This is a genomic window from Pseudomonas sp. NPDC089422, from assembly GCF_044749405.1.
GTDB lineage: Bacteria > Pseudomonadota > Gammaproteobacteria > Pseudomonadales > Pseudomonadaceae > Aquipseudomonas.
In genome coordinates this window covers 28,919-49,504 of sequence record NZ_JBIVHW010000016.1, presented here as the reverse complement: position 1 = coordinate 49,504, position 20,586 = coordinate 28,919, and the positions used below count along the sequence as shown (strand labels likewise).

General features: G+C 64.8%; 19 protein-coding genes and 1 pseudogene. 13 read left to right on the top strand and 7 right to left on the bottom strand.

Annotated elements, in window-relative coordinates; translation table 11 throughout:
• Window positions 1-117: 117 nt before the first annotated feature.
• Both ACIPZ8_RS24985 and ACIPZ8_RS24980 read right to left on the bottom strand, forming a co-directional pair.
• Window positions 118-1,314 carry an aromatic amino acid transaminase gene (locus ACIPZ8_RS24985; protein WP_400728973.1) on the bottom strand — a complete coding sequence of 399 codons (1,197 nt, stop codon included), beginning with the start codon at window positions 1,312-1,314 and terminating at the stop codon, window positions 118-120.
• Between the two features lie 116 nt (window positions 1,315-1,430).
• Complete coding sequence (locus ACIPZ8_RS24980; RefSeq protein ID WP_400728970.1) at window positions 1,431-2,456, bottom strand: Ldh family oxidoreductase; 1,026 nt, start codon at window positions 2,454-2,456, stop codon at window positions 1,431-1,433.
• A 142-nt stretch (window positions 2,457-2,598) separates the two neighbouring features.
• On the opposite strand from ACIPZ8_RS24980, the gene ACIPZ8_RS24975 reads away from it, so the two are divergent.
• From ACIPZ8_RS24975 to ACIPZ8_RS24925, 11 genes are all read left to right on the top strand, one after another.
• Complete coding sequence (locus ACIPZ8_RS24975; RefSeq protein ID WP_400728967.1) at window positions 2,599-3,471, top strand: MurR/RpiR family transcriptional regulator; 873 nt, start codon at window positions 2,599-2,601, stop codon at window positions 3,469-3,471.
• A gap of 21 nt (window positions 3,472-3,492) precedes the next feature.
• Window positions 3,493-4,245 carry a transporter substrate-binding domain-containing protein gene (locus ACIPZ8_RS24970; protein WP_400728964.1) on the top strand — a complete coding sequence of 251 codons (753 nt, stop codon included), beginning with the start codon at window positions 3,493-3,495 and terminating at the stop codon, window positions 4,243-4,245.
• Between the two features lie 145 nt (window positions 4,246-4,390).
• Complete coding sequence (locus ACIPZ8_RS24965) at window positions 4,391-5,110, top strand: ABC transporter permease (protein WP_400728961.1); 720 nt, start codon at window positions 4,391-4,393, stop codon at window positions 5,108-5,110.
• Window positions 5,107-5,817: an ABC transporter permease gene (locus tag ACIPZ8_RS24960; protein ID WP_400728958.1), complete on the top strand. Its 711-nt coding sequence runs from the start codon at window positions 5,107-5,109 to the stop codon at window positions 5,815-5,817. The genes ACIPZ8_RS24965 and ACIPZ8_RS24960 overlap by 4 nt, the downstream gene beginning before the upstream one ends.
• 15 nt (window positions 5,818-5,832) lie before the next feature.
• Window positions 5,833-7,077 (top strand): NAD(P)/FAD-dependent oxidoreductase, encoded by a 1,245-nt coding sequence (locus ACIPZ8_RS24955; RefSeq protein ID WP_400728955.1) that lies wholly within the window; start codon window positions 5,833-5,835, stop codon window positions 7,075-7,077.
• Between the two features lie 22 nt (window positions 7,078-7,099).
• Window positions 7,100-7,882: an amino acid ABC transporter ATP-binding protein gene (locus tag ACIPZ8_RS24950; protein WP_400728953.1), complete on the top strand. Its 783-nt coding sequence runs from the start codon at window positions 7,100-7,102 to the stop codon at window positions 7,880-7,882.
• A gap of 297 nt (window positions 7,883-8,179) precedes the next feature.
• A complete protein-coding gene (locus ACIPZ8_RS24945; protein ID WP_110638090.1) occupies window positions 8,180-8,989 on the top strand; it encodes a gamma-glutamyl-gamma-aminobutyrate hydrolase family protein in 810 nt (269 codons plus the stop codon).
• Window positions 8,990-9,549: 560 nt separating this feature from the next.
• Entirely contained in the window at window positions 9,550-10,461 is a 912-nt protein-coding gene (kdgD, locus tag ACIPZ8_RS24940; RefSeq protein WP_110638091.1) for a 5-dehydro-4-deoxyglucarate dehydratase, read from the top strand.
• Window positions 10,462-10,564: 103 nt separating this feature from the next.
• The gene (locus ACIPZ8_RS24935) at window positions 10,565-11,929 is read left to right on the top strand and encodes an MFS transporter (RefSeq protein WP_400728948.1); all 1,365 of its coding nucleotides are present in this window, start codon (window positions 10,565-10,567) and stop codon (window positions 11,927-11,929) included.
• Window positions 11,930-12,008: 79 nt separating this feature from the next.
• Window positions 12,009-13,562, top strand: coding sequence for a galactarate dehydratase (gene garD, locus ACIPZ8_RS24930; protein WP_400728945.1), 1,554 nt, complete (start codon window positions 12,009-12,011; stop codon window positions 13,560-13,562).
• 23 nt (window positions 13,563-13,585) lie between these two features.
• The gene (locus ACIPZ8_RS24925) at window positions 13,586-15,166 is read left to right on the top strand and encodes an aldehyde dehydrogenase (NADP(+)) (protein WP_400728942.1); all 1,581 of its coding nucleotides are present in this window, start codon (window positions 13,586-13,588) and stop codon (window positions 15,164-15,166) included.
• A gap of 70 nt (window positions 15,167-15,236) precedes the next feature.
• Here the strand turns inward: ACIPZ8_RS24925 and ACIPZ8_RS24920 are convergent, their stop codons facing one another.
• On the bottom strand, window positions 15,237-15,986 hold the full coding sequence (locus ACIPZ8_RS24920; protein ID WP_085678821.1) for a FadR/GntR family transcriptional regulator: 750 nt from the start codon (window positions 15,984-15,986) through the stop codon (window positions 15,237-15,239).
• A 144-nt stretch (window positions 15,987-16,130) separates the two neighbouring features.
• Here ACIPZ8_RS24920 and ACIPZ8_RS24915 point away from each other — a divergent pair.
• Window positions 16,131-16,255, top strand: a pseudogene (locus tag ACIPZ8_RS24915) (DUF998 domain-containing protein); the annotation flags it as partial.
• A 285-nt stretch (window positions 16,256-16,540) separates the two neighbouring features.
• The gene (locus ACIPZ8_RS24910; protein WP_294334925.1) at window positions 16,541-16,870 is read left to right on the top strand and encodes a hypothetical protein; all 330 of its coding nucleotides are present in this window, start codon (window positions 16,541-16,543) and stop codon (window positions 16,868-16,870) included.
• A 29-nt stretch (window positions 16,871-16,899) separates the two neighbouring features.
• Here the strand turns inward: ACIPZ8_RS24910 and ACIPZ8_RS24905 are convergent, their stop codons facing one another.
• The 4 genes from ACIPZ8_RS24905 to ACIPZ8_RS24890 all read right to left on the bottom strand — a co-directional run bounded on the left by ACIPZ8_RS24905 (window position 16,900) and on the right by ACIPZ8_RS24890 (window position 20,504).
• Window positions 16,900-17,850: a LysR family transcriptional regulator gene (locus ACIPZ8_RS24905; protein WP_400728938.1), complete on the bottom strand. Its 951-nt coding sequence runs from the start codon at window positions 17,848-17,850 to the stop codon at window positions 16,900-16,902.
• Between the two features lie 26 nt (window positions 17,851-17,876).
• On the bottom strand, window positions 17,877-18,851 hold the full coding sequence (locus ACIPZ8_RS24900; RefSeq protein WP_400728936.1) for a quinone oxidoreductase family protein: 975 nt from the start codon (window positions 18,849-18,851) through the stop codon (window positions 17,877-17,879).
• A 105-nt stretch (window positions 18,852-18,956) separates the two neighbouring features.
• Window positions 18,957-19,283 (bottom strand): OsmC family protein, encoded by a 327-nt coding sequence (locus ACIPZ8_RS24895; protein WP_400728933.1) that lies wholly within the window; start codon window positions 19,281-19,283, stop codon window positions 18,957-18,959.
• 6 nt (window positions 19,284-19,289) lie between these two features.
• Window positions 19,290-20,504: a YeeE/YedE family protein gene (locus ACIPZ8_RS24890; protein ID WP_400728930.1), complete on the bottom strand. Its 1,215-nt coding sequence runs from the start codon at window positions 20,502-20,504 to the stop codon at window positions 19,290-19,292.
• Window positions 20,505-20,586: the final 82 nt, after the last annotated feature.

Sequence of the window (20,586 nt, the reverse complement as noted above, 5' to 3'; positions counted from 1 at the left end):
AGAGGGGCGCGATTGTGCACGGAAAGGTTGCACTTGCGAAGCCCCTTTCCGAGGAGCGGTTGCACTTGTCTTTACAAGCGGGTTGTGCCCGGGGCCGCAAAGCGGCCCCGTGCAGTTTTACTTCTGTACCGCGGCGAAGGCCTCGGCAACCCGTTGCAGGTTGGCCGGGCGCAGGCCGGACATGCACACCCGGCCGCTGTCGATCAGGTACACGCCGAACTCGTCACGCAGGCGACGCACCTGCTCGACGCTGAAGCCGGTGTAGCTGAACATGCCGCGCTGGCGCAGGAAGAACTGGAAGTCCTGGCCTGGCAGCAGCACCGCCAGGGCATCGACCAGCGCCTGGCGCATGTCGAGGATACGCTTGCGCATCACTTCCACTTCTGCGGCCCACTGGGCGTTGAGTGCGGCATCGCCGAGCACGCCAGCCACCAGCTGGGCACCGAAGTTGGGCGGGCTGGAATAGTTGCGGCGCACGGTGGCTTTGAGCTGGCCGAGCACGCTCTGGGTGGTGGCTTCGTCGTCGCAGACCACCGACAGGCCCCCTACCCGCTCGCCGTACAGCGAGAAGATCTTGGAGAACGAGTTGCTGACCAGGCACGGCACGCCGGCACGGGCCATTTCGCGGATGGCGTAGGCGTCTTCCACCAGGCCTTCGCCGAAGCCCTGGTAGGCGATGTCGAGGAACGGGATCAGCTGACGCGCCTTGACCACTTCCACCACCTGTTGCCACTGCGCAGGCTCCAGGTCGGCACCGGTCGGGTTGTGGCAGCACGGGTGCAGCAGCACGATACTGTTGGCCGGCAGGCCCTGCAGGGCTTGCAGCATGCCGTCGAAGTCGACGCCACGGCTGGCCTGGTCGAAGTACGGGTAGGTATGCACCTTGAACCCGGCACCTTCGAAGATGGCGCGGTGGTTGTCCCAGGTCGGGTTGCTGACCCAGACTTCCGACTGCGGGAAGTAGCGCTTGAGGAAGTCGGCACCGACTTTCAGCGCGCCGGAGCCGCCAACGGTCTGCACGGTGGCCACGCGCTTGCCGGTCACCGCCGGGTGATCGGCACCGAACAGCAGCGCCTGGATCGCCTGGCGGTAGCTGGCCAGGCCTTCCATCGGCAGGTACAGCGAGGCTTCATGGGCCTGGCCGGCAATGCGTTTTTCCACCGCATCCACCGCTGCCAGCTGCGGCACCACACCGGCCTCATCGTAATACAGGCCGATGCTCAGGTTGACCTTGTCGGCGCGCGGGTCGGCCTTGAAGGTTTCCATCAACGAGAGGATCGGGTCGCCGGCATAGGCATCGACATGTTTGAACACAGCGTGCAGCTCCTTGGATCAGGACAGTTCGGAAAGACTGCCCTGAGGATACCCGGACTCGGGCCCAAGGAACATCACATAAGTGCAAGGTTGTCTATGCAACTTTGCACAACGGCTCAATCCAGCAGCGCCTTAAGGCCCTGCAGTTCCTGTTCGGTCAGTGCCACCCCTTCCCGCTCGGCCAGTTCCCGCTCGCGGTAGCGGCGTTCGCCAGGCATGCGCGACAACCCTGCGGCGTGCATGTGCTCGACCAGTTCGCGGCTGCGCTGGGCAAACCGGCTACCCTCGGCCTTGCTCGGGTCGATGACGATGATCAGTTGCCCGGTCCACGGCGTCTTCGCCCCCGGATGCCCCGACCAGTCGAACTCCCAGGAGAAATGCCCGCCGGTCAGCGCCGCCGCCAGCAACTCGACCATCATCGACAGCGCCGAGCCCTTGTGCCCGCCAAACGGCAACAGCGCGCCACCTTCGAGAATGGCCTTGGGGTCGGTGGTCGGCTGGCCCTGGGCATCCACGCCCATGCCCTCAGGCAATGCCTGGCCGGCCCGCGCGGCGATCTGCACGTCGCCATGGGCCATGGCGCTGGTGGCCATGTCGAAGACGATCGGGTCATGCCCCGCACACGGCGCGGCGAAGGCAATCGGGTTGGTGCCGAACAGCGGTTTGCGCGCACCGTGCGGCACCACGCAGGTCATGCTGTTGACCACGCTCAGTGCCACCAGGCCCTCATCGGCAAAGGGTTCGACATCAGGCCACAGCGCGGCGAAATGGTGCGAGTTATGGATCGCCAGCACCGCGATGCCGGCGCTGCGGGCCTTTTCCACCAGCAACCCACGGGCCGCTGCCAGGGCGGGCTGGGCGAAGCCACCGGCGGCATCCACGCGCACGTAGGCCGACGCCACATCGGTCACCTGCGGTGTCGCACGCCCATCGACCCAGCCACTGGCCAGGGTCGAAACGTAACCGGGAATACGAAACACACCATGGCTGTGAGCGCCATCGCGCTGGGCACTGGTGCAGTTGTGGGCCAGCACGGTGGCGACCGTTTCGCTGCAGCCGTGGCGCTGAAAAATCGCTTGCAACAACCCCTGCAGTTCGCTGAAGGGCACGCGCACGAGCGGGCTGGTGGAAGGTGCGGACATCTGTAGCTCCTTTATTGGAATTGGAATGGCAACAGCGTATGCGACGACAAAAACTTTCCGATAAGTGACAGCTATCTGTCAAATGTTGACGGCATGACAGAAAACAGCCATTTTCTATTCCACGCCTCACTGGAGCAGCAGCATGAGCCAACCGATCAAGCAACGCCTGGAAAACAGCCTGCAAGGGGCCGCAGCCTCGGGCCGCAAGATCGCCAGCTACATGCTCGCCAACCTGCACGAACTGCCGTTCCAAACCTCAGCCAGCATTGCCGACAAGCTAGGTGTCAGCGAGTCCAGCGTTGGCCGTTTCTGCCGCTCCCTCGGTTATGCCCATCTCAAGGCGCTCAAGCAAGACCTGCAGAGCGACCTCGGCGACGGGCCATGGCTGATGGGTGATCGCTTGCAAGAATATCGCCAGAACCAGGATATCAGCGACAACGCCGGCAGCCTGGAGCGGGAAATCGCGGCCTTGGTGCGCGTGCACGAATACCGCCAGAGCGATGCCTGGCACGCCGTGGCGCAGCGCCTGGCGGTAAAGCCACGGGTGTGCATCGCCGGTTTCCAGACCGAGCGCGGCATCGCCATGTGCATGAGCCACCTGCTGCAATACCTGCGCGACGGCGTGCAACTGGTCGATGGCAGCGCCGGGCACTTCGGCGACGTGCTGCTCGGCCGCAGCGAGGACACCGCACTGGTGGTGTTCGAGGCCCGTCGCTATTCACGCCATGCCCTGCAGCTGTGCCAGAAGGCGCGCGCCGCCGGCATCCCGGTCACCCTGGTGACCGACACCTTCTGCGAATGGGCCGATGCCCATGCCGACGAAGTGTTCCGCATCCCCACCGAATTCAACCTGTTCTGGGAGTCCACCGCGACCATGCTGTCGTGGGTGCACCTGATGGTCAACGAGGTCTGCAAGAAGCTCGGGCCTGATGTTGAAAAACGCTTGGAAGCGACTGCCGCTCTACATAACGAGTTCGTCGGCTACACCTCGTGGCCCGCGGGCAAACAACAATAGCAAGAGTGCAAGAGGTGCGAGATGAACAAGACCATGGCTTTGCTGGGTGCGTGTGCCCTGCTGCTGGCGGGTAACGCCAGCGCCGAGACCCTGCGCTTCGCCACCGAAGGTGCCTACCCGCCCTTCAACTATGTCGATGCCGATAACCAGCTGCACGGCTTCGATATCGACATTACCCACGCCCTGTGCGAACAGATGAAGGTCGAATGCACCCTGGTCGCCCAGGACTGGGAAGGCATCATTCCGGCCTTGATGGCGCGCAAGTACGATGCCGTGGTGGCGTCGATGATCGATACCGAAGAACGGCGCAAGAAAATCGCCTTCACCGACCACTATTACCGCACCCCGCTGACCGTGGCCGTGGCCAAGGACAGCAAGATCAGCGACGCCCAGAGCAAATTCGACGGCTACACGGTCGGCGCCCAGTCGTCCTCGACCCAGGCCATCTATGCCGAAGACGTGTACGCCAAGGCCGGCGCCGACGTGAAGCTGTACCCGACCATGGACGAGGCCAACGCCGACCTCGCCGCCGGCCGCCTGGACGGGGTGATTGCCGACAAGTTCCCGCTGCACGAGTGGATGAACAAGAACGGCAGCGACTGCTGCAAGATCCTCGGCGACGTTGCCGACACCAAGGCCAACGCCGCCATTGCCGTGCGCAAGGACGACGACGCCCTGCGCCAGCGGCTGAACACCGCACTGGCCGAGATCGTCGCCAACGGCACCTACCAGAAGATCGCCAGCAAGTACTTTGCCTTCGATATCTACAACTGATCTCCAAGCCAGCTTTGCCTGATCGGGCCTCATCGCCGGCAAGCCGGCTCCCACAGGTAGCTCACTGGCCTTGAATACAGTGGGGTACCTGTGGGAGCTGGCTTGCCAGCGATGAGGCCGGTGAGGTCAACACAAGGTGTTCGTCATGCTCGATCAATTGTCCTTGCTGTCCTTCGCCAGTGGTGGCTGGGGCCAGGCGCTGCTGGCCGGCGCCCTGGTCACCGTTTCCCTGGCCCTCGCCTGTCTGCCCGTCGGCCTGCCGCTGGGCCTGGCCGTTGCCCTGGCGGCGCGTTCGCGCAAGCGCCTGCCACGGGCCTGGGCCACTACCTTTTCCACGGTGTTCCGCGGCCTGCCCGAGCTGCTGACCTTGCTGATCATCTATTACGGCTGCCAGATCGCCGCGCAAAAGCTGCTGGCGGCGATGGGTTATGAAGGTGAATTCCTGATCAACACCTTCCTGGCCGCGATGATCGCCTTCAGCCTGGTATTCGCCGCGTTCTCCAGCGAAATCTGGCTGGCGGCGTTCAAGACCCTGCCCAAAGGGCAACTGGAAGCCTGCTCGGCGCTGGGCCTGAGCAAGCGCACCGGGTTCTTCAAGGTAGTGCTGCCGCAACTGACCCGCATCGCCCTGCCAGGCCTGTCGAACAACTGGCTGTCGCTGCTCAAGGACACCTCGCTGGTGTCGACCATCTCGCTGGTCGACCTGATGCGCCAGACCAACCTGGCGGTCAGCGTGACCAAGGAGCCGATGTTCTTCTATGGCGTCGCCTGCCTGGGCTACCTGCTGTTCTCGGCCGCCTCGGGACGGGTGTTCGCCTATATAGAACGCCGCAGCAACCGCCACCTGCAAGGAACACGCGCATGAGTGCCGAACAACTGCTGGGCCTGGTGCTGGACCCCGAGCTGCTGGAACGCTACGGCCCGCGCTTCGTCGATGGCCTGCTGGTGACCGCCAAGCTGGTGGCGATTTCCTTCAGTCTGGGCGCCGTGCTCGGCTTGCTGCTGGCCCTGGCGCGCATGTCGCGTCACCGGCTGCTGCAGCGCATCGCGGCTGGCTACATCTACTTCTTCCGCGGCTCGCCGCTGCTGGCACAGCTGTTCCTGCTGTATTACGGCCTGGGCTCGCTCAAAGGCTTCTGGCAGGACGTCGGCCTCTGGTGGTTCTTCCGTGAAGCCTGGTTCTGCACCTTGCTGGCGTTCACCCTGAACACCGCCGCCTACCAGGCCGAGATCTTCCGCGGCAGCCTGATGGCCGTGGCGCCCGGCCAGTACGAAGCGGCACGGGCGCTGAACCTGAAACGCTCGACCACCTTCTTCAAGGTGATCCTGCCGCAATCGTTGCTGGTGGCCATCGGCCCCCTGGGCAACGAGCTGATCCTGATGATCAAGGCCAGCGCCATCGCCTCGCTGGTGACCATCTACGACCTGATGGGCGTGACCAAACTGGCGTTCTCACGCAGCTTCGACTTCCAGATCTACCTGTGGGCCGCGGTGCTCTACCTGGTGATCGTCGAACTGGTCCGGCGCTTGCTCAAACACCTGGAAGCCCGCCTGGGCCGCCACCTGAACTGACCGAAGGATACATCCATGCATTGCCAGACCCTTGTTCTCGGCGCCGGCATCGTCGGCGTCAGTACCGCACTGCACCTGCAGGCCCGCGGGCGCCAGGTGATCCTGATCGACCGCGATGACCCCGGCAGCGGCACCAGCCATGGCAATGCCGGGCTGATCGAGCGCTCCAGCGTGATCCCCTATGCCTTCCCGCGGCAGTTTGGCGCCTTGCTGCGCTATGGCCTGAACCGTCAGCCCGATGTGCGCTACAGCCTGCTGCACCTGCCCAAGGCGGCGCCCTGGCTGTTGCGCTACTGGCAGCAGTCGGCGCCCGGTCGCCTGGCCGGGGCGGCGGCCGACATGCTGCCGCTGGTGCAGCGCAGCGTCGATGAACACGATGCGTTGATCCACGCCGCCGGCCTCGAGGGGCTGGTCCAGGCCAAAGGCTGGATCGAGGTCTATCGCCAACCGGCGCTGTTCGAGCAGGCCAAGGCCGAGCTCAAGGGCCTGGCCCGTTACGGCCTGCAGTACGAAATCCTCGAACGCAGCCAGCTGCAGGCGCGCGAACAGCAGCTCGACAGCACGGTGGTCGGTGGCATCCACTGGCTCGACCCGAAGACCGTCAGCAACCCCGGCGCCCTCACCCGTGGTTACGCGGCGCTGTTCGTGCAGCGTGGCGGGCAGTTCCTGCATGGCGATGCACGCAGCCTGCGCCAGGTCGATGGTCAATGGCAGGTCGACAGCCAACGGGGCCCGATTACCGCCGACGAGGTGGTGGCCTGCCTGGGCCCGCAGTCGGGTGACCTGTTCGAGCGCCTGGGCTACCGCATTCCGCTGGGTATCAAGCGTGGCTACCACATGCACTACGGCACCCGTGAAGGCGCGCAGCTGCAGCATTCGATCTGCGACACCCAGGGCGGCTATGTGCTGGCCCCCATGGCCCGCGGCGTGCGCCTGACCACCGGCATCGAGTTCGCCGCCAGTGACGCGCCGGGCAACGAAATCCAGCTCAAGCGCTGCGAAGCCCTGGCCCGCAAGCTGTTCCCGGCCCTGGGCGAGCGCCTCGATGACAAACCCTGGCTCGGCCGTCGGCCCTGCCTGCCCGACATGCGCCCGGTGATCGGCCCGGCGCCCCGGCACAAAGGCCTGTGGTTCAACTTCGGCCACGCCCACCACGGCCTCACCCTCGGCCCGGTCAGCGGCCGCCTGGTGGCCGAACTGCTCACCGGCGAGCGCCCTTTCACCGACCCTGCGCCCTACAGCGCGGCACGTTTCGACTGACACCCAGCGGGAGAACAACAACATGACCGCCCCCATGAGCGTTGCCAGCCTTGCCCCCGAACCTGACCCACGCCCGGAGCTGATCCGCATCGAGGGCCTGAACAAGCACTATGGCGCCTTCCATGTGCTGCGCGACATCGACCTGCAGGTGCGCGAAGGCGAGCGCATTGTCCTGTGTGGCCCGTCCGGCTCGGGCAAATCGACGCTGATCCGCTGCATCAATCGCCTGGAAATCGCCCAGCAGGGCAGCATCCAGGTTGCCGGCACCGACCTGGCCGCCAATACGCGCCAGGCGGCTCAGGTGCGCAGCGAGATCGGCATGGTGTTCCAGCACTTCAACCTGTTCCCGCACATGAGCGTGCTCGACAACTGCCTGCTCGCCCCCACCAGCGTGCGCGGCCTGTCGCGCAAGGACGCCGAGGAGCGGGCGCGCATGTACCTGAGCAAGGTGGGTATCGAGAGCCAGGCGCACAAGTACCCCAGCCAGTTGTCCGGCGGCCAGCAGCAGCGCGTGGCCATCGCCCGGGCGCTGTGCATGAAGCCACGGATCATGCTGTTCGACGAGCCGACCTCGGCGCTCGACCCGGAAATGGTCGCCGAGGTGCTGGATGTGCTGGTGCAGCTGGCCGGCACTGGCATGACCATGCTGTGCGTCACCCATGAAATGGGCTTTGCCCGGCAGGTGGCGGAGCGGGTGCTGTTCCTCGAAGGCGGGCAGATCATCGAGGACAGCCCGCCCCAGGTGTTCTTCAGCCAGCCGCGCACGGCGCGGGCCAAGGCGTTCCTGGCGCAGATACTGCACTGAGCCGTTGATCATTGCAGCGCTGCAATGATCCAACTGCGTCGTTAAATATAATTGACCTTACCCCCTGCCAAACCCTTGCCGGCTCAGGCTCGCAAGGGTTCAGCCCCCGTATTTCGGCGCCTTAACGGCTTTTTGCTCGTTTGACATATCGAACGGCTCTGGCAAGCTATCTACAAGCCCCGACCGGAATCGTCCAGTGACGAGCCGGCAGTGCTCGGGACTTCAGGTAGCACATCGAGGCCACGGGCCGTGCACCTGCACAACAACGACAGGCAGAGCCCTGTCATAAGGTGACATATGTCCAACAGCAACATTGGCAACAAGCAACCCTCCCTGCGCAAACCCGTCGTCCTGATGACCATGGGCAGCCAAGAGCGCAAAGGCCATGACTATCAGGTCATGACCCACAAATACATCACCCCGCTGGTCGACTTCGCCGATTGCGTCCCGGTCCTGGTGCCCACCTGCTGTGGCATCGAAGACCTCGAGACCTATCTGGACATGGCCGACGGCGTGTACCTGACCGGTGCCGGCAGCAACATCGACCCGACCCTGTACGGCCAGGAGAACGAAACCCCCGGCAAGGGCCAGGACAAGAACCGCGACCTGTTCGACATCCCGCTGGTCAAGGCAGCGCTCAAGCGCGGCCTGCCCATCTTCGGCATCTGCCGTGGCATGCAGGAAATCAACGTTGCCCTGGGCGGCGACATCTACCAGAAGGTCTACGCCGAGCCAGGCTTCAACGACCACCGGGAGAACCCGGAAGATCCGGTCGATGTGCAATACGCCCAGGTGCATGGTGTGAAGATCAAGCCGGGCAGCTGGCTGCGTGAAACCCTGGGCACCGACGAAATCCGCGTGAACTCGCTGCACGGCCAGGGCCTGCGCAACCTGGGTGCCGGCATCGAGCCGATCGCCCACGCCGAAGACGGCCTGGTCGAAGCGATCCATGCCCCGAGCATCTCGCCGTTCCTGTTTGCCGTGCAGTGGCACCCGGAGTGGCAAGCGGCGAAGAACCCTGATTCGATCAAGATCTTCCAGGCCTTCGGCGATGCCTGCCGCGCCCAGGTGCGCAAAAGCCAGATCAAGCGCCAACAGGCCGCCTGACACCCGGTTTCAGCTTCGTTAGCTTTGATCGCGGGGCGGCGCAAGGTCGCCCCCGCTTCCTCGATCACCCTCTGCTGGTCCCAGAACACTTCCCGTGGAAGCGGGCGGCGGGCTTGTGCCTGTCTCCGCGATCGTTTTTTTCCTTTTCCCTTTTAAGAGATACGATGACCTTCAGGTGGTTGTCGTAGGATCTTTTGCGCCTGTGAGATCGAGCGCCGCCCGCGCGGCGCATCGCAGGCAAGCCTGCTCCTACATCTGTTTCGGGCCAATTATTTCTGAGGGATTGGCGCGCGGCCCCTTGTTTGGGCGTCGCGATATCGAGCCAAGCACCAATGGCACAGACGTGACTGGCCCGAAACAGATGTAGGAGCAGGCTTGCCTGCGATGCGCCGCGCAGGCGGCGCTCGATATCAGCCCCACTGCAAATCCCGAACTGATCCCCAGAGGCCCACACAAAAAAATTCTGCAAAGGGGACTAGTCATCACACATGTTGTACGATAACTTACCTCCAACGCAGAACAACACCCTTCACCCCAAGCGCCACAGGATGCCTACAACAATGACTCCACAAGAACTGAAATCCATCCTCTCCCACGGCCTGCTGTCTTTCCCGGTCACAGACTTCAATGCCCAGGGCGACTTCAACCAGGCTGGCTACATCAAGCGCCTGGAATGGCTCGCCCCTTACGGCGCCAGCGCCCTGTTCGCCGCCGGTGGCACCGGTGAGTTCTTCTCCCTGGCCGCCAGCGAATACAGCCAGGTGATCAAGACCGCGGTCGACACCTGCGCCAAGTCGGTGCCGATTCTCGCCGGCGTCGGTGGCTCCACCCGCCAGGCCATCGAATACGCGCAAGAAGCCGAGCGCCTGGGCGCCAAGGGCCTGCTGCTGCTGCCGCACTACCTCACCGAAGCCAGCCAGGACGGTGTCGCCGCCCATGTCGAAGCCGTGTGCAAATCGGTCAACATCGGCGTAGTGGTGTACAACCGCAACGTCTGCCGCCTGAATGCCAACCTGCTGGAACAACTGGCCGAGCGTTGCCCGAACCTGATCGGCTACAAGGACGGCCTGGGCGACATCGAACTGATGGTGTCGATCCGTCGCCGCATGGGTGATCGTTTCAGCTACCTGGGTGGCCTGCCGACCGCCGAGGTGTATGCTGCGGCCTACAAGGCACTGGGTGTGCCGGTGTACTCGTCGGCAGTGTTCAACTTCATTCCGAAGACCGCGATGGACTTCTACCACGCCATCGCCCGCGACGATCACGCCACCGTGGCCAAGCTGATCGACGATTTCTTCCTGCCGTACCTGGACATCCGTAACCGCAAGGCCGGCTACGCCGTGAGCATCGTCAAGGCCGGCGCCAAGATCGCCGGTTACGACGCCGGTCCGGTGCGCACCCCACTGACCGACCTGACCGCCGAAGAGTACGAAATGCTCGCAGCGCTGATGGACAAGATGGGTCCGCAATAAGCGCACCCTGCGGCCTGCCATTGCCGCAACCGGAGTGGGCCCGCCCCACTCCGGCTACAACTCGTGAGCCCGCACAAAAATAACTAGTGGGAGTATTACCAGCATGCAAGCGACTAAAAAGACGCATGTGCGCTACCTGATCCTGTTCATGCTGTTTCTGGTGACCACGATCAACTACGCAGACCGAGCCACCATCGCCATCGCAGGCTCCAGCCTGCAGAAAGACCTCGGCATCGACGCCGTCACCCTTGGTTATATTTTCTCCGCCTTCGGATGGGCTTACGTGGCCGGGCAGATCCCCGGTGGCTGGCTGCTGGACCGCTTCGGTTCGAAAAATGTCTATGCCTTCAGCATTTTCACCTGGTCGCTGTTCACCCTGATGCAGGGCTTTGTCGGCGGCCTGCCGGTGGCCTGGGCGGTGGTGACCCTGTTCACCCTGCGCTTCCTCGTCGGTTTCGCCGAAGCACCGTCGTTCCCGGGTAACGCCCGTGTCGTCGCGGCTTGGTTCCCGACCCAGGAACGCGGTACCGCTTCGGCCATCTTCAACTCGGCGCAGTACTTCGCCACCGCACTGTTCGCCCCGATCATGGGCTGGATCGTATTCAGCTTCGGCTGGGAGCACGTGTTCGTGGTCATGGGCGCACTGGGCATCGTGTTCTCCATGGTGTGGCTCAAGACCATCTACAACCCGCGCCAGCACCCACGCATCAGCCAGAGCGAGCTTGAGCACATCGAGCAGAACGGCGGCCTGGTCGACATGGACCAGAAGCGTGGCAACGACGGCCCGAAATGGGGCTACATCAAGCAACTGCTGACCAGCCGCATGCTCCTCGGTGTGTACCTGGGCCAGTACTGCATCAACGCCATCACCTACTTCTTCCTCACCTGGTTCCCGGTGTACCTGGTGCAGGAACGTGGCATGACCATCCTCAAGGCCGGCTTCATCGCCTCGCTACCGGCGGTGTGCGGCTTCATCGGTGGTGTACTCGGTGGCGTGATCTCCGACTGGCTGCTGCGCCGCGGCAACTCGCTGACCTTCTCGCGCAAGCTGCCGATCGTCTGCGGCCTGTTGCTGTCGACCACCATGGTCTTCTGCAACTACGTCGATGCCGAGTGGATGGTGGTCGGTTTCATGACCCTGGCCTTCTTCGGCAAAGGCATCGGCGCGCTGGGCTGGGCCGTGGTGGCAGACACCTCGCCCAAGCAGATCGCCGGGCTATCCGGTGGCCTGTTCAACACCTTCGGCAACATCGCCTCGATCACCACGCCGATCGTCATCGGCTACATCATCAGCGCCACCGGCTCGTTCAAGTGGGCCTTGGTGTACGTAGGGGCCAACGCCCTGGTGGCGGTGTTCAGCTACTTGGTGATCGTCGGCCCGATCAAGCGCATCGAGTTGCGCGACGAAGCCCCAAAGCCACAGCCTGAGCCGGCCGCCAACGGCGAACTGGCCAGCTCGCGGCACTGAGTGAACACGCCCGCGCCGGCCGATGCCCGCGCGGGCGGATGTACAAAAAGCCTGAGAACCTGACAAGTAGGGCCCAAACATGCAGTTGATCGAACATTCCGACTCGCCCCGCTACGTCCGCCTGCACGATGACGACAACGTCGTGGTGGTGGTCAACGACGGCGGCCTGGGCGAAGGCGCCCGCTTCGCCGATGGCCTGACCCTGGTCGAAGGCGTGCCACAGAGCCACAAGGTTGCCACCGTGCTGATCGCCAAGGGCGAACCGGTGCGCCGCTACGGGCAGATCATCGGGTATGCGCTGGAAGACCTGCGCCAGGGCAGCTGGGTGCAGGAAAGCCAGTTGGCCATGCCGGCCGCCCCCGAGCTGGACAGCCTGCCGCGCTGCGACGCGGTACCGGACGCCCTGCCACCACTGGACGGCTTCACCTTCGAAGGCTACCGCAACGCCGACGGCACCGTCGGCACCCGCAATATCCTCGGCATCACCACCACCGTGCAGTGCGTGACCGGCGTACTGGAACACGCGGTCAAGCGCATCCGCGCCGAATTGCTGCCCAAATACCCCAACGTCGATGACGTCGTCGCCCTCACCCACAGCTATGGCTGCGGCGTGGCGATCAACGCCCGCGACGCCTATATCCCGATCCGCACAGTGCGCAACCTGGCACGCAACCCCAACCTCGGTGGCGAAGCACTGGTGATCAGCCTGGGTTGCGAAAAGCTCCAGGCCGGCCAGGTGATGCACGACAACGACCCATCGGTGGACCTCAGCGAACCCTGGCTGTATCGCCTGCAGGACGCCAGCCTGGGCTTTGCCGAGATGATCGAGCAGATCATGGGCCTGGCCGAAACCCGCCTGAAGAAGCTCGACCGGCGCCGCCGTGAGACCGTGCCGGCCAGCGAGCTGATCCTCGGCATGCAGTGCGGCGGCAGTGACGCCTTCTCCGGCATCACCGCCAACCCGGCACTCGGCTTTGCCGCCGACCTGCTGGTGCGCGCCGGCGCCACCGTGCTGTTCTCGGAAGTGACCGAAGTGCGCGATGCCATCTACATGCTCACCTCGCGCGCCGAAAACCAGGCAGTCGCCGATGCCCTGGTGCGCGAGATGGACTGGTACGACCGCTACCTGCAGCAAGGCGCGGCGGACCGCAGCGCCAATACCACACCGGGCAACAAGAAAGGCGGCCTATCGAACATCGTCGAGAAATCCCTCGGTTCGATCGTCAAGTCCGGCAGCGGCGCCATCCAGGGCGTGCTCGGCCCGGGCGAGCGGGTCAACCGCAAGGGCCTGATCTTCTGCGCCACCCCGGCCAGCGACTTCGTCTGCGGCACCCTGCAACTGGCTGCCGGCATGAACCTGCACGTGTTCACTACCGGCCGCGGCACGCCGTACGGCCTGGCCATGGCCCCCGTGGTCAAGGTCTGCACCCGTACCGAGCTGGCCCAGCGCTGGCCGGACCTGATCGACATCGACGCCGGGCGCATCGCCAGTGGCCGCTCGACCATCGAAGAACTGGGCTGGGAGCTGTTCCACTACTACCTGGACGTGGCCAGTGGTCGCAAGCAGACCTGGGCCGAACAGCACCGCCTGCACAACGACATCACCTTGTTCAACCCGGCACCGATTACCTGAACATTCAACCCTAGGAGCCCCACATGCCAGAGATCCTCGGCCACAACTTCATCGCCGGCCAGCGCAGTGCCGCTGGCGCGCAACGCCTGCAGAGCCTGGACGCCACCACCGGCGAGGCCCTGCCGTACAGCTTCGTCCAGGCCACCGAAGCCGAAGTGGACCAGGCAGCCAAAGCCGCCGCCGCCGCCTTTGTAGAATTCCGCAACCTGAAACCGGCCCGCCGCGCCGAATTCCTCGACGCGATCGCTGCCGAACTGGACGAGCTTGATGACGCCTTCGTCGCCATCGTCTGCCGTGAAACAGCCCTGCCTGCCGCCCGCATCCAGGGCGAGCGCGGCCGCACCAGCGGGCAGATGCGCCTGTTCGCCCAAGTGCTGCGCCGTGGCGATTTCCTCGGTGCGCGCATCGACCTGGCCCTGCCTGAGCGCCATCCGCTGCCACGGGTAGACCTGCGCCAGATGCGCATCGGCGTCGGCCCGGTCGCCGTGTTCGGTGCCAGCAACTTCCCGCTGGCCTTCTCGACTGCCGGTGGTGACACCGCCGCAGCCCTGGCCGCCGGCTGCCCGGTGGTGTTCAAGGCACACAGCGGCCACATGGCCACCGCCGACCTGGTCGGTTGCGCCATCCAGCGCGCCGCCGAGCGCACCGGCATGCCCAAAGGTGTGTTCAACATGGTGTTCGGCGCTGGCGTCGGCGAACCGCTGGTCAAGCACCCGGCCATCCAGGCCGTCGGCTTCACCGGTTCGCTCAAGGGCGGCGACGCCCTGTGCCGCATGGCCGCCGAGCGCCCGCAGCCGATTCCGGTGTTCGCCGAGATGTCCAGCATCAACCCGGTGATCATCCTGCCGGGCGCCCTGGCCAAGCGTGGCGAGGCCATCGCCCGTGAGCTGGCCGGCTCCGTATGCATGGGCGCCGGGCAGTTTTGCACCAACCCGGGCCTGGTGATCGGCCTGCAGTCGCCGCAGTACAGCCAGCTGCTCGCCGACCTCGGCCAGCACCTGGACCAGCAAGCCGGGCAGACCATGCTCAACGCCGGCGGCCTGCGCAGCTATGTCGGTGGCCTGGAGCACCTGCACGCCCACGCCGGTATCGAGCACCTGGCCGGCCAGGCTCAGGAAGGCAGCCAGGCCCGCGCCCAGCTGTTCAAGGCCGATGCCCGCCTGCTGGTGGAGGCCGACCCGCTGCTGCAGGAAGAAGTGTTCGGGCCGACCACCGTGGCGGTCGAGGTCAAGGACAATGCGCAACTGCGTGACGCCCTGCTCGGCCTGCGCGGCCAGCTGACCGCGACGCTGATCGGCGAGCCGGAGGACTTCGAGGCCTTTGCCTGGTTGGTGCCGCTGCTGGAAGAAAAAGTCGGCCGCATTCTGGTCAATGGCTACCCGACCGGTGTGGAAGTGTGTGACGCGATGGTCCACGGCGGCCCGTATCCGGCCACCTCCGATGCCCGCGGCACCTCGGTCGGCACCTTGGCCATCGACCGCTTCCTGCGCCCGGTGTGCTACCAGAACTACCCGCAGGCGCTGCTGCCGGAAGCACTGCGTGACGGCAACCCGCTGGGGCTGCGTCGCCTGGTCAACGGGCAGTGGAGCGACGGCGCGCTCTGAGTGCCTTTGTAACAAGAAAGCCCCGCACATGCGGGGCTTTTCTTTTTCCTGTGCCGGCCTCTTCGCGGGCTCAGGCCCCCTGCGCTTCGGCTTCTTCATGGGCCTGGCGCAAGCGCTCACGGCTGTTGCTCAGGTGCATGCGCATGGCCATCTTCGCGCCTTCGCTGTCGCGCCGGGCAATGGCTTCATAGATCGCTTCATGCTCATGCATCAGCCGGCTCATGTAATGCGCCTGGTCATCATGGGCCAAGCGCGCCGAATTCAACCGGGTACGTGGAATGATGCTGGTACCCAGGTGGTTGATGATATCGGCGAAATAGTGGTTGCCGCTGGCCTGGGCGATACGCAGGTGGAACTGGAAGTCCGCCGATACCGCGTCGGTGGCATGCGCCGCCCCCTCGTTCAGCTCGTCGAGCGCCGCACGCATGCCGGCCAGCTCTTCATCGCTGCGCCGTTGCGCCGCCAGGCCCGCCGATTCGATTTCCAGGGCGATGCGCAGCTCCAGCACCGCCAGCACCTCGCGCAAGGTCACCACGGTCGCCGGGTCGATACGGAAGCCCCCGGTTGCCGGCGCATCCAGCACGAAGGTGCCGATGCCATGGCGCGTCTCGACCTGCCCGGCCGCCTGCAGCCGGGAGATCGCCTCACGCACCACGGTACGGCTGACGCCCTCTTCGGCCATAATCTGCGATTCGGTCGGCAGCTTGTCGCCGCGCTTGAGCTGGCCGCTGCGAATGCGCTCGGTCAGCACCGTGACCAGTTCCTGGGCCAGACTGCGCGGCTTGCGCCGGGTCCTTGCCTGTACCTGCTGCTCTGTCATGCCCTGTATTTCACCTTGAAAGACAGCCGTCATCATAACGCAAGCAGTTGTACGATCACATACACCCGACACGGTATTTCTTGCCGGCTTCGGCCGCCGTGAATTCAGGTACAGTGAGCCTTTTCCATGGAAGGAAAGCCGCGCATGAAACCGCTCGACCGTGCCTTGCTCGCCCGTGGTCTGCTGATCCCTTTCCCGCCCAGGCCTACCCCGGCGATGACCACCTGCAACACGCCATGAGCCAGCTCGGCGCCACAGGTGCACCGACCTAACGCTGGTCGCCGCTGCTCAACAACTTCACCCTCGCCGTGCTCTTCGCCTTGTTCGCGGCCTGTTTCCCTGCGACCAGGGCTGTGCGCCAGCCGAGCCGTCCAGTACCAACGCCTGAACTACGGCGTGTCGGTCATGTGGATCGCCGGCTTGGCGTTGAGCAGCCTGCGCCCCGCACTGGCAAATCGCTTTCGCATCGCCACTACCTGATAGGAAAATGCTGGCCCCCAGGCGTTGCTAGCGAAGGCAAACTCCGTTCATCTTCATATGCTTAGGACAGCAACATGCGAACAATTCTAGCAACGATGGCCGGCTGCCTGCTGGCCACTGTCGGCTTCGGCGCCCAGGCCAAGGCGCTGAGCCAGAACGATCGCAACGTCTGTGGCTGGGGTTCGCAGATCGCCGCCGAGGCCCAGCAAGCCAAGCTCTCCGGGGTCACCCTGTATGCCACGCGCAAGAAGCTGCAGGTGCGCCGGTTCGACAAGCCTTGGATGCGCATGACCGCCTTCGGCATCACCGAACAGACCTACAACAGTCGTTCGAAGCTGCAGCCGTCAGCGATCAAGCAGACGTATTACGAGCAGTGCGTCCAGCACGCAGTTGCTAAACGATAAATCTATATATTTCATATAGTTGAAATATTTTAATAATGTGTTTTCGAGAGTCGGTCAGCCTGGGTTCGCCAGGGCGGGCCATCCTTGAAACGCTCCTCGATCCATGCCTTGAACGCCCCCATGGCCGCGCTGTTCAGCCGCGCTGAGGGGCGCACCAGGTAGATCCCCGCTGCCACGTCCAACTGCCATTGCGGCAGCACTCGCACGAGGCGCCCGGCGGCGAGGTCCTCGCCCATCAGCCAGTCGCCACCGGCCAGAATGCCCACGCCCCGCCGCGCGGCCTCAAGCAGGGCCTCATTGTCGTTGCCGCGTAACGAGCCGCTGACCCGGACACTCACTTGCTGCTTTCCACTGTTAAGCCGCCATTCAGGAAATGAACGTAAGCCACTGAAACCTAAGCAGTTATGCTCAGTAAGTTGCTGAGGATCGAGCGGCTCACCCTGGCGTGCAAGGTAGGCCGGTGAAGCGCACAGAATGCGCAGGTGATCACCCAGCTTGCGCGCCACCAGGCGATTGTCTGCCAGCTCGCCAACGCGGATGGCTGCATCGAAACCCTCACCGACCAGGTCAACGAAACGGTCGGCATACTCGGCTTCGATGGTCACCTGCGGGTAAGCCAGCACAAAATCCGCCAGCAGGCCGCTCAGCCAGCGGCGGCCCATGGCGGCAGGCAAGGCCAGGCGCAGGCGGCCACGCACCGCTGCGGCGCCCTCGGCGGCCTCCTGCTCGGCCTCGGCAATCAGGCGGCTGGCCTCGCGCACGCGGGCGACCAGCCGCTCACCTTCGTCGGTGAAGCGCAGCTGCCGTGTGGTGCGCTCCACCAGGCGTATGCCCAGGCGCTGTTCCAGGGCGTTCAGGCGCTTCGACAGCACCGTGGGATGGCGCTCCAGCTGGCGGCCGGCAGCGGCAAACGAACGTTGGTCGTGCAAGGCCAGCAAGGTGGCGAGTTCATCAGCGCGGCGGCTGTCAAAGGCATCCATGGCAAGGCTCGGTGGTGAAATCGGTATCAGGCGGTGAGAATCAGCGCCCCTTCCGACAGCCCTTGCTCCAGGTCCCCATGGGCCCTGGCCACATCGGCCAGCGGGTAGCGGCGCCACACGCGTGGCTGAATGATACCTGCGCCGATCGCTGCCAGCACATCGGCTGCGCGCTGCTGATACTCCTCGGCCGTGGCGGTGTGGGCGGCCAGGGACGGTCGGGTCAGGTACAGCGACCCCTTGGCATTCAGTGTGGCCACTTCGATGGGGGCCGGTACCCCGGAGATCGCCCCGCACGACACCAGCAGGCCGCGGGGGCGCAAGCTGTCCAGCGATGCCTGCAGCGACAGTTTGCCCACGCTGTCATACACCACGTCGACGCCCTGCCCCTCGGTCAGCGCACGCACCTGGCTGGCCAGGCTCGCCGCATCGAATACCAGTACAGCGTCACAACCCGCAGCTTGCGCCCGCGCGACGCTCTGTGGCTTCGACACCACACCAATCACCCGAGCCCCCAGGTGGCGCGCCCAGGGCGCCATGAGCTGGCCAAGGGCGCCGGCGGCGCCATACAGCAGGATCTGCGTGCCAGGCCCCACCGGGTAGGTGGCCTTGAGCAGGTACTGCGCAGTGATGCCCTTGAACAGCACGGCAGCGGCCGCTTCATCGTCCACGCTCGGCGGCAGCTTCACCAGGCGCTCCGCCGGATACAGCCGGCCGCTGGCATAGGCGCCCACGGGGCCGGTGGCATAGGCAACGCGATCACCGACCAGGACATTGCTCACCCCGGCACCCACCGCGGTCACTCGCCCGGCCCCCTCCAGCCCCAACCCTGAAGGCAGTGCCAGCGCTGCGCCGCCTTTGCGCTGCAGCACATCGAGAGGGTTCACGCCCATTGCAGTCTGCTCCAGCCATACCTGCCCGGGGCCAGGCTGCAGGGGCTGCATATGTTCCAGGTGCATGACGTCGGCAGCGCCAGTGGCGCTCAGGGCAATTCGGCTAGCCATGTTCGGTTCCTTGCGGGAGTGAAAGACCGGATCAGGCTAATTGGCAGGCGAAATTCGAACAATCGGGCCAGGTGCAGATGATTGCTGCACTTGGTGAAGCAATGCTTAGCAGGGATAAACCGGCTCGCAGCGCACTTCTGTCTTCACCGAGTTGGCGATGAAGCAGGCGTCGTGGGCCAGATGATGCAGTTGATCGAGCTGCTCAGCCGTCGGCTGGCGCTCCCCGGAAAACTCGACCCGCGGCCGCAAGGTGACCACGGTCATTGCCATGCGCCCGGCCTCATTGCGCGCCATCACCCCTTCGGCGTCGTCGGCATAGTGCTCGACGCAAAAGCGCTGCTTGGCCGCCAGCGACAGGAACCACAGCATGTGGCAGCTGGACAGCGCGGCGATGAAGGCCTCTTCCGGGTCCACGGCCGAGGCATCGGACAATTGATTTCAGCAGCCGCTGAGCGCCACCGGGCGGCGTTCGCCGGCAAAGAACATCGGGCGCAGGCGCACGCCGATCAGGTTGCCGGCGTAAGCCGCGATCAGCCACAACCAGCCGTGCACGCTGCCCGACGCGATACCGCTGAAGTAGGCGCCGATGTTACAGCCATAGGCCAGGCGCGAACCATAGCCCAGCAGGAGACCGCCGATCACTGCGGCGATCAGCGAGGGCAGCGGGATCTTCAGGCTGGGCGCGAAGCGACCTGCCAGGCCTGCCGCCATCAGCGCACCGAGTACGATGCCGATGTCCATCACCGTGGTGATGTCCTGCCACAGCGGTGCAGCCAGCGCCTTGGCGTTGGCCGGCGCCTGCCAGAACACCCAGCTGCCGACGTCCACGCCGAAGCTGGAAAGGGTCTTGGCGCCCCACAGGGCGAAGGCCGAAGTGATACCCCACGGGCGCCCAGCCAGGGCCAGGGTGGCGTAGTTGAGCAAGGCCAGGACAATCGCGCCCCACAGCAGCGGCCAAGGGCCGCGCAGGAAGCGGCGCAGGCCGTGATGCTCGCTGCTCAGCGGCGCTTCCAGGGCACCATGGCGACGCTTTTCCAGCACCACCGTGGCCCAGGCGATCAACGCAAACACGGCAACGCTGACCAGCAGTGCTGGCGCCACGCCCCAGGCCTGGACAATCGAAGTGGCCGGGAACGACGGCAGCGCGAACCACCAGTCGGCATGGTGGGTGGCGCTTACCGAGCCGATGATGAAGAACAGCAGGGTCACCAGCATCCGCGCATTGCCGCCGCCGACCGTGAACAGTGTGCCCGAGGCACAGCCGCCACCCAGTTGCATGCCGATGCCGAAGATGAACGCACCGAACACCACCGACACGCCAGCCGGCGCGACCAGGCCGGTGACCGGGGTGCCGAACAGGCTGCCGGCCGACAGCGCCGGGAAGAACAGCAGCACGGCCAGGGTCAGCATGACCATCTGCGCGCGCAGACCGGCGCCGCGGCGTTCGTTGATGAACACGCGCCAGGCCGAGGTAAAGCCGAAAGCGGCGTGATAGAGGGTCAGACCCAAGGCAGCGCCGACCATCAGCAGCAGCATCTGCTTGAAGCCGGCATTGAGGTTGAGGAACCAGGCGCCAACCAGCAGCAGGGCCAAGGCGATCAAGGGCGCACCGAGGCGGCGCGGTTCGGGTGTGGCGGTTGCGGAAAGACCCATTGAAATACTCGGATTACAGTGAAACGGGGGGCGAGTATAACCCCGTCAGGTGCTTTGTGTGACCTGTACCGGCCCCTTCGCG

Excerpts from the sequence above, each read along its gene's own strand:
- ACIPZ8_RS24980 (WP_400728970.1), bottom strand. The coding sequence starts at position 2,456 with ATGTCCGCACCTTCCACCAGCCCGCTCGTGCGCGTGCCCTTCAGCGAA.
- ACIPZ8_RS24975 (WP_400728967.1), top strand. The coding sequence starts at position 2,599 with ATGAGCCAACCGATCAAGCAACGCCTGGAAAACAGCCTGCAAGGGGCC.
- ACIPZ8_RS24970 (WP_400728964.1), top strand. The coding sequence starts at position 3,493 with ATGAACAAGACCATGGCTTTGCTGGGTGCGTGTGCCCTGCTGCTGGCG.
- ACIPZ8_RS24965 (WP_400728961.1), top strand. The coding sequence starts at position 4,391 with ATGCTCGATCAATTGTCCTTGCTGTCCTTCGCCAGTGGTGGCTGGGGC.
- ACIPZ8_RS24960 (WP_400728958.1), top strand. The coding sequence starts at position 5,107 with ATGAGTGCCGAACAACTGCTGGGCCTGGTGCTGGACCCCGAGCTGCTG.
- ACIPZ8_RS24955 (WP_400728955.1), top strand. The coding sequence starts at position 5,833 with ATGCATTGCCAGACCCTTGTTCTCGGCGCCGGCATCGTCGGCGTCAGT.
- ACIPZ8_RS24950 (WP_400728953.1), top strand. The coding sequence starts at position 7,100 with ATGACCGCCCCCATGAGCGTTGCCAGCCTTGCCCCCGAACCTGACCCA.
- ACIPZ8_RS24945 (WP_110638090.1), top strand. The coding sequence starts at position 8,180 with ATGTCCAACAGCAACATTGGCAACAAGCAACCCTCCCTGCGCAAACCC.
- kdgD (WP_110638091.1), top strand. The coding sequence starts at position 9,550 with ATGACTCCACAAGAACTGAAATCCATCCTCTCCCACGGCCTGCTGTCT.
- ACIPZ8_RS24935 (WP_400728948.1), top strand. The coding sequence starts at position 10,565 with ATGCAAGCGACTAAAAAGACGCATGTGCGCTACCTGATCCTGTTCATG.
- garD (WP_400728945.1), top strand. The coding sequence starts at position 12,009 with ATGCAGTTGATCGAACATTCCGACTCGCCCCGCTACGTCCGCCTGCAC.
- ACIPZ8_RS24925 (WP_400728942.1), top strand. The coding sequence starts at position 13,586 with ATGCCAGAGATCCTCGGCCACAACTTCATCGCCGGCCAGCGCAGTGCC.
- ACIPZ8_RS24920 (WP_085678821.1), bottom strand. The coding sequence starts at position 15,986 with ATGACAGAGCAGCAGGTACAGGCAAGGACCCGGCGCAAGCCGCGCAGT.
- ACIPZ8_RS24910 (WP_294334925.1), top strand. The coding sequence starts at position 16,541 with ATGCGAACAATTCTAGCAACGATGGCCGGCTGCCTGCTGGCCACTGTC.
- ACIPZ8_RS24905 (WP_400728938.1), bottom strand. The coding sequence starts at position 17,850 with ATGGATGCCTTTGACAGCCGCCGCGCTGATGAACTCGCCACCTTGCTG.
- ACIPZ8_RS24900 (WP_400728936.1), bottom strand. The coding sequence starts at position 18,851 with ATGGCTAGCCGAATTGCCCTGAGCGCCACTGGCGCTGCCGACGTCATG.
- ACIPZ8_RS24890 (WP_400728930.1), bottom strand. The coding sequence starts at position 20,504 with ATGGGTCTTTCCGCAACCGCCACACCCGAACCGCGCCGCCTCGGTGCG.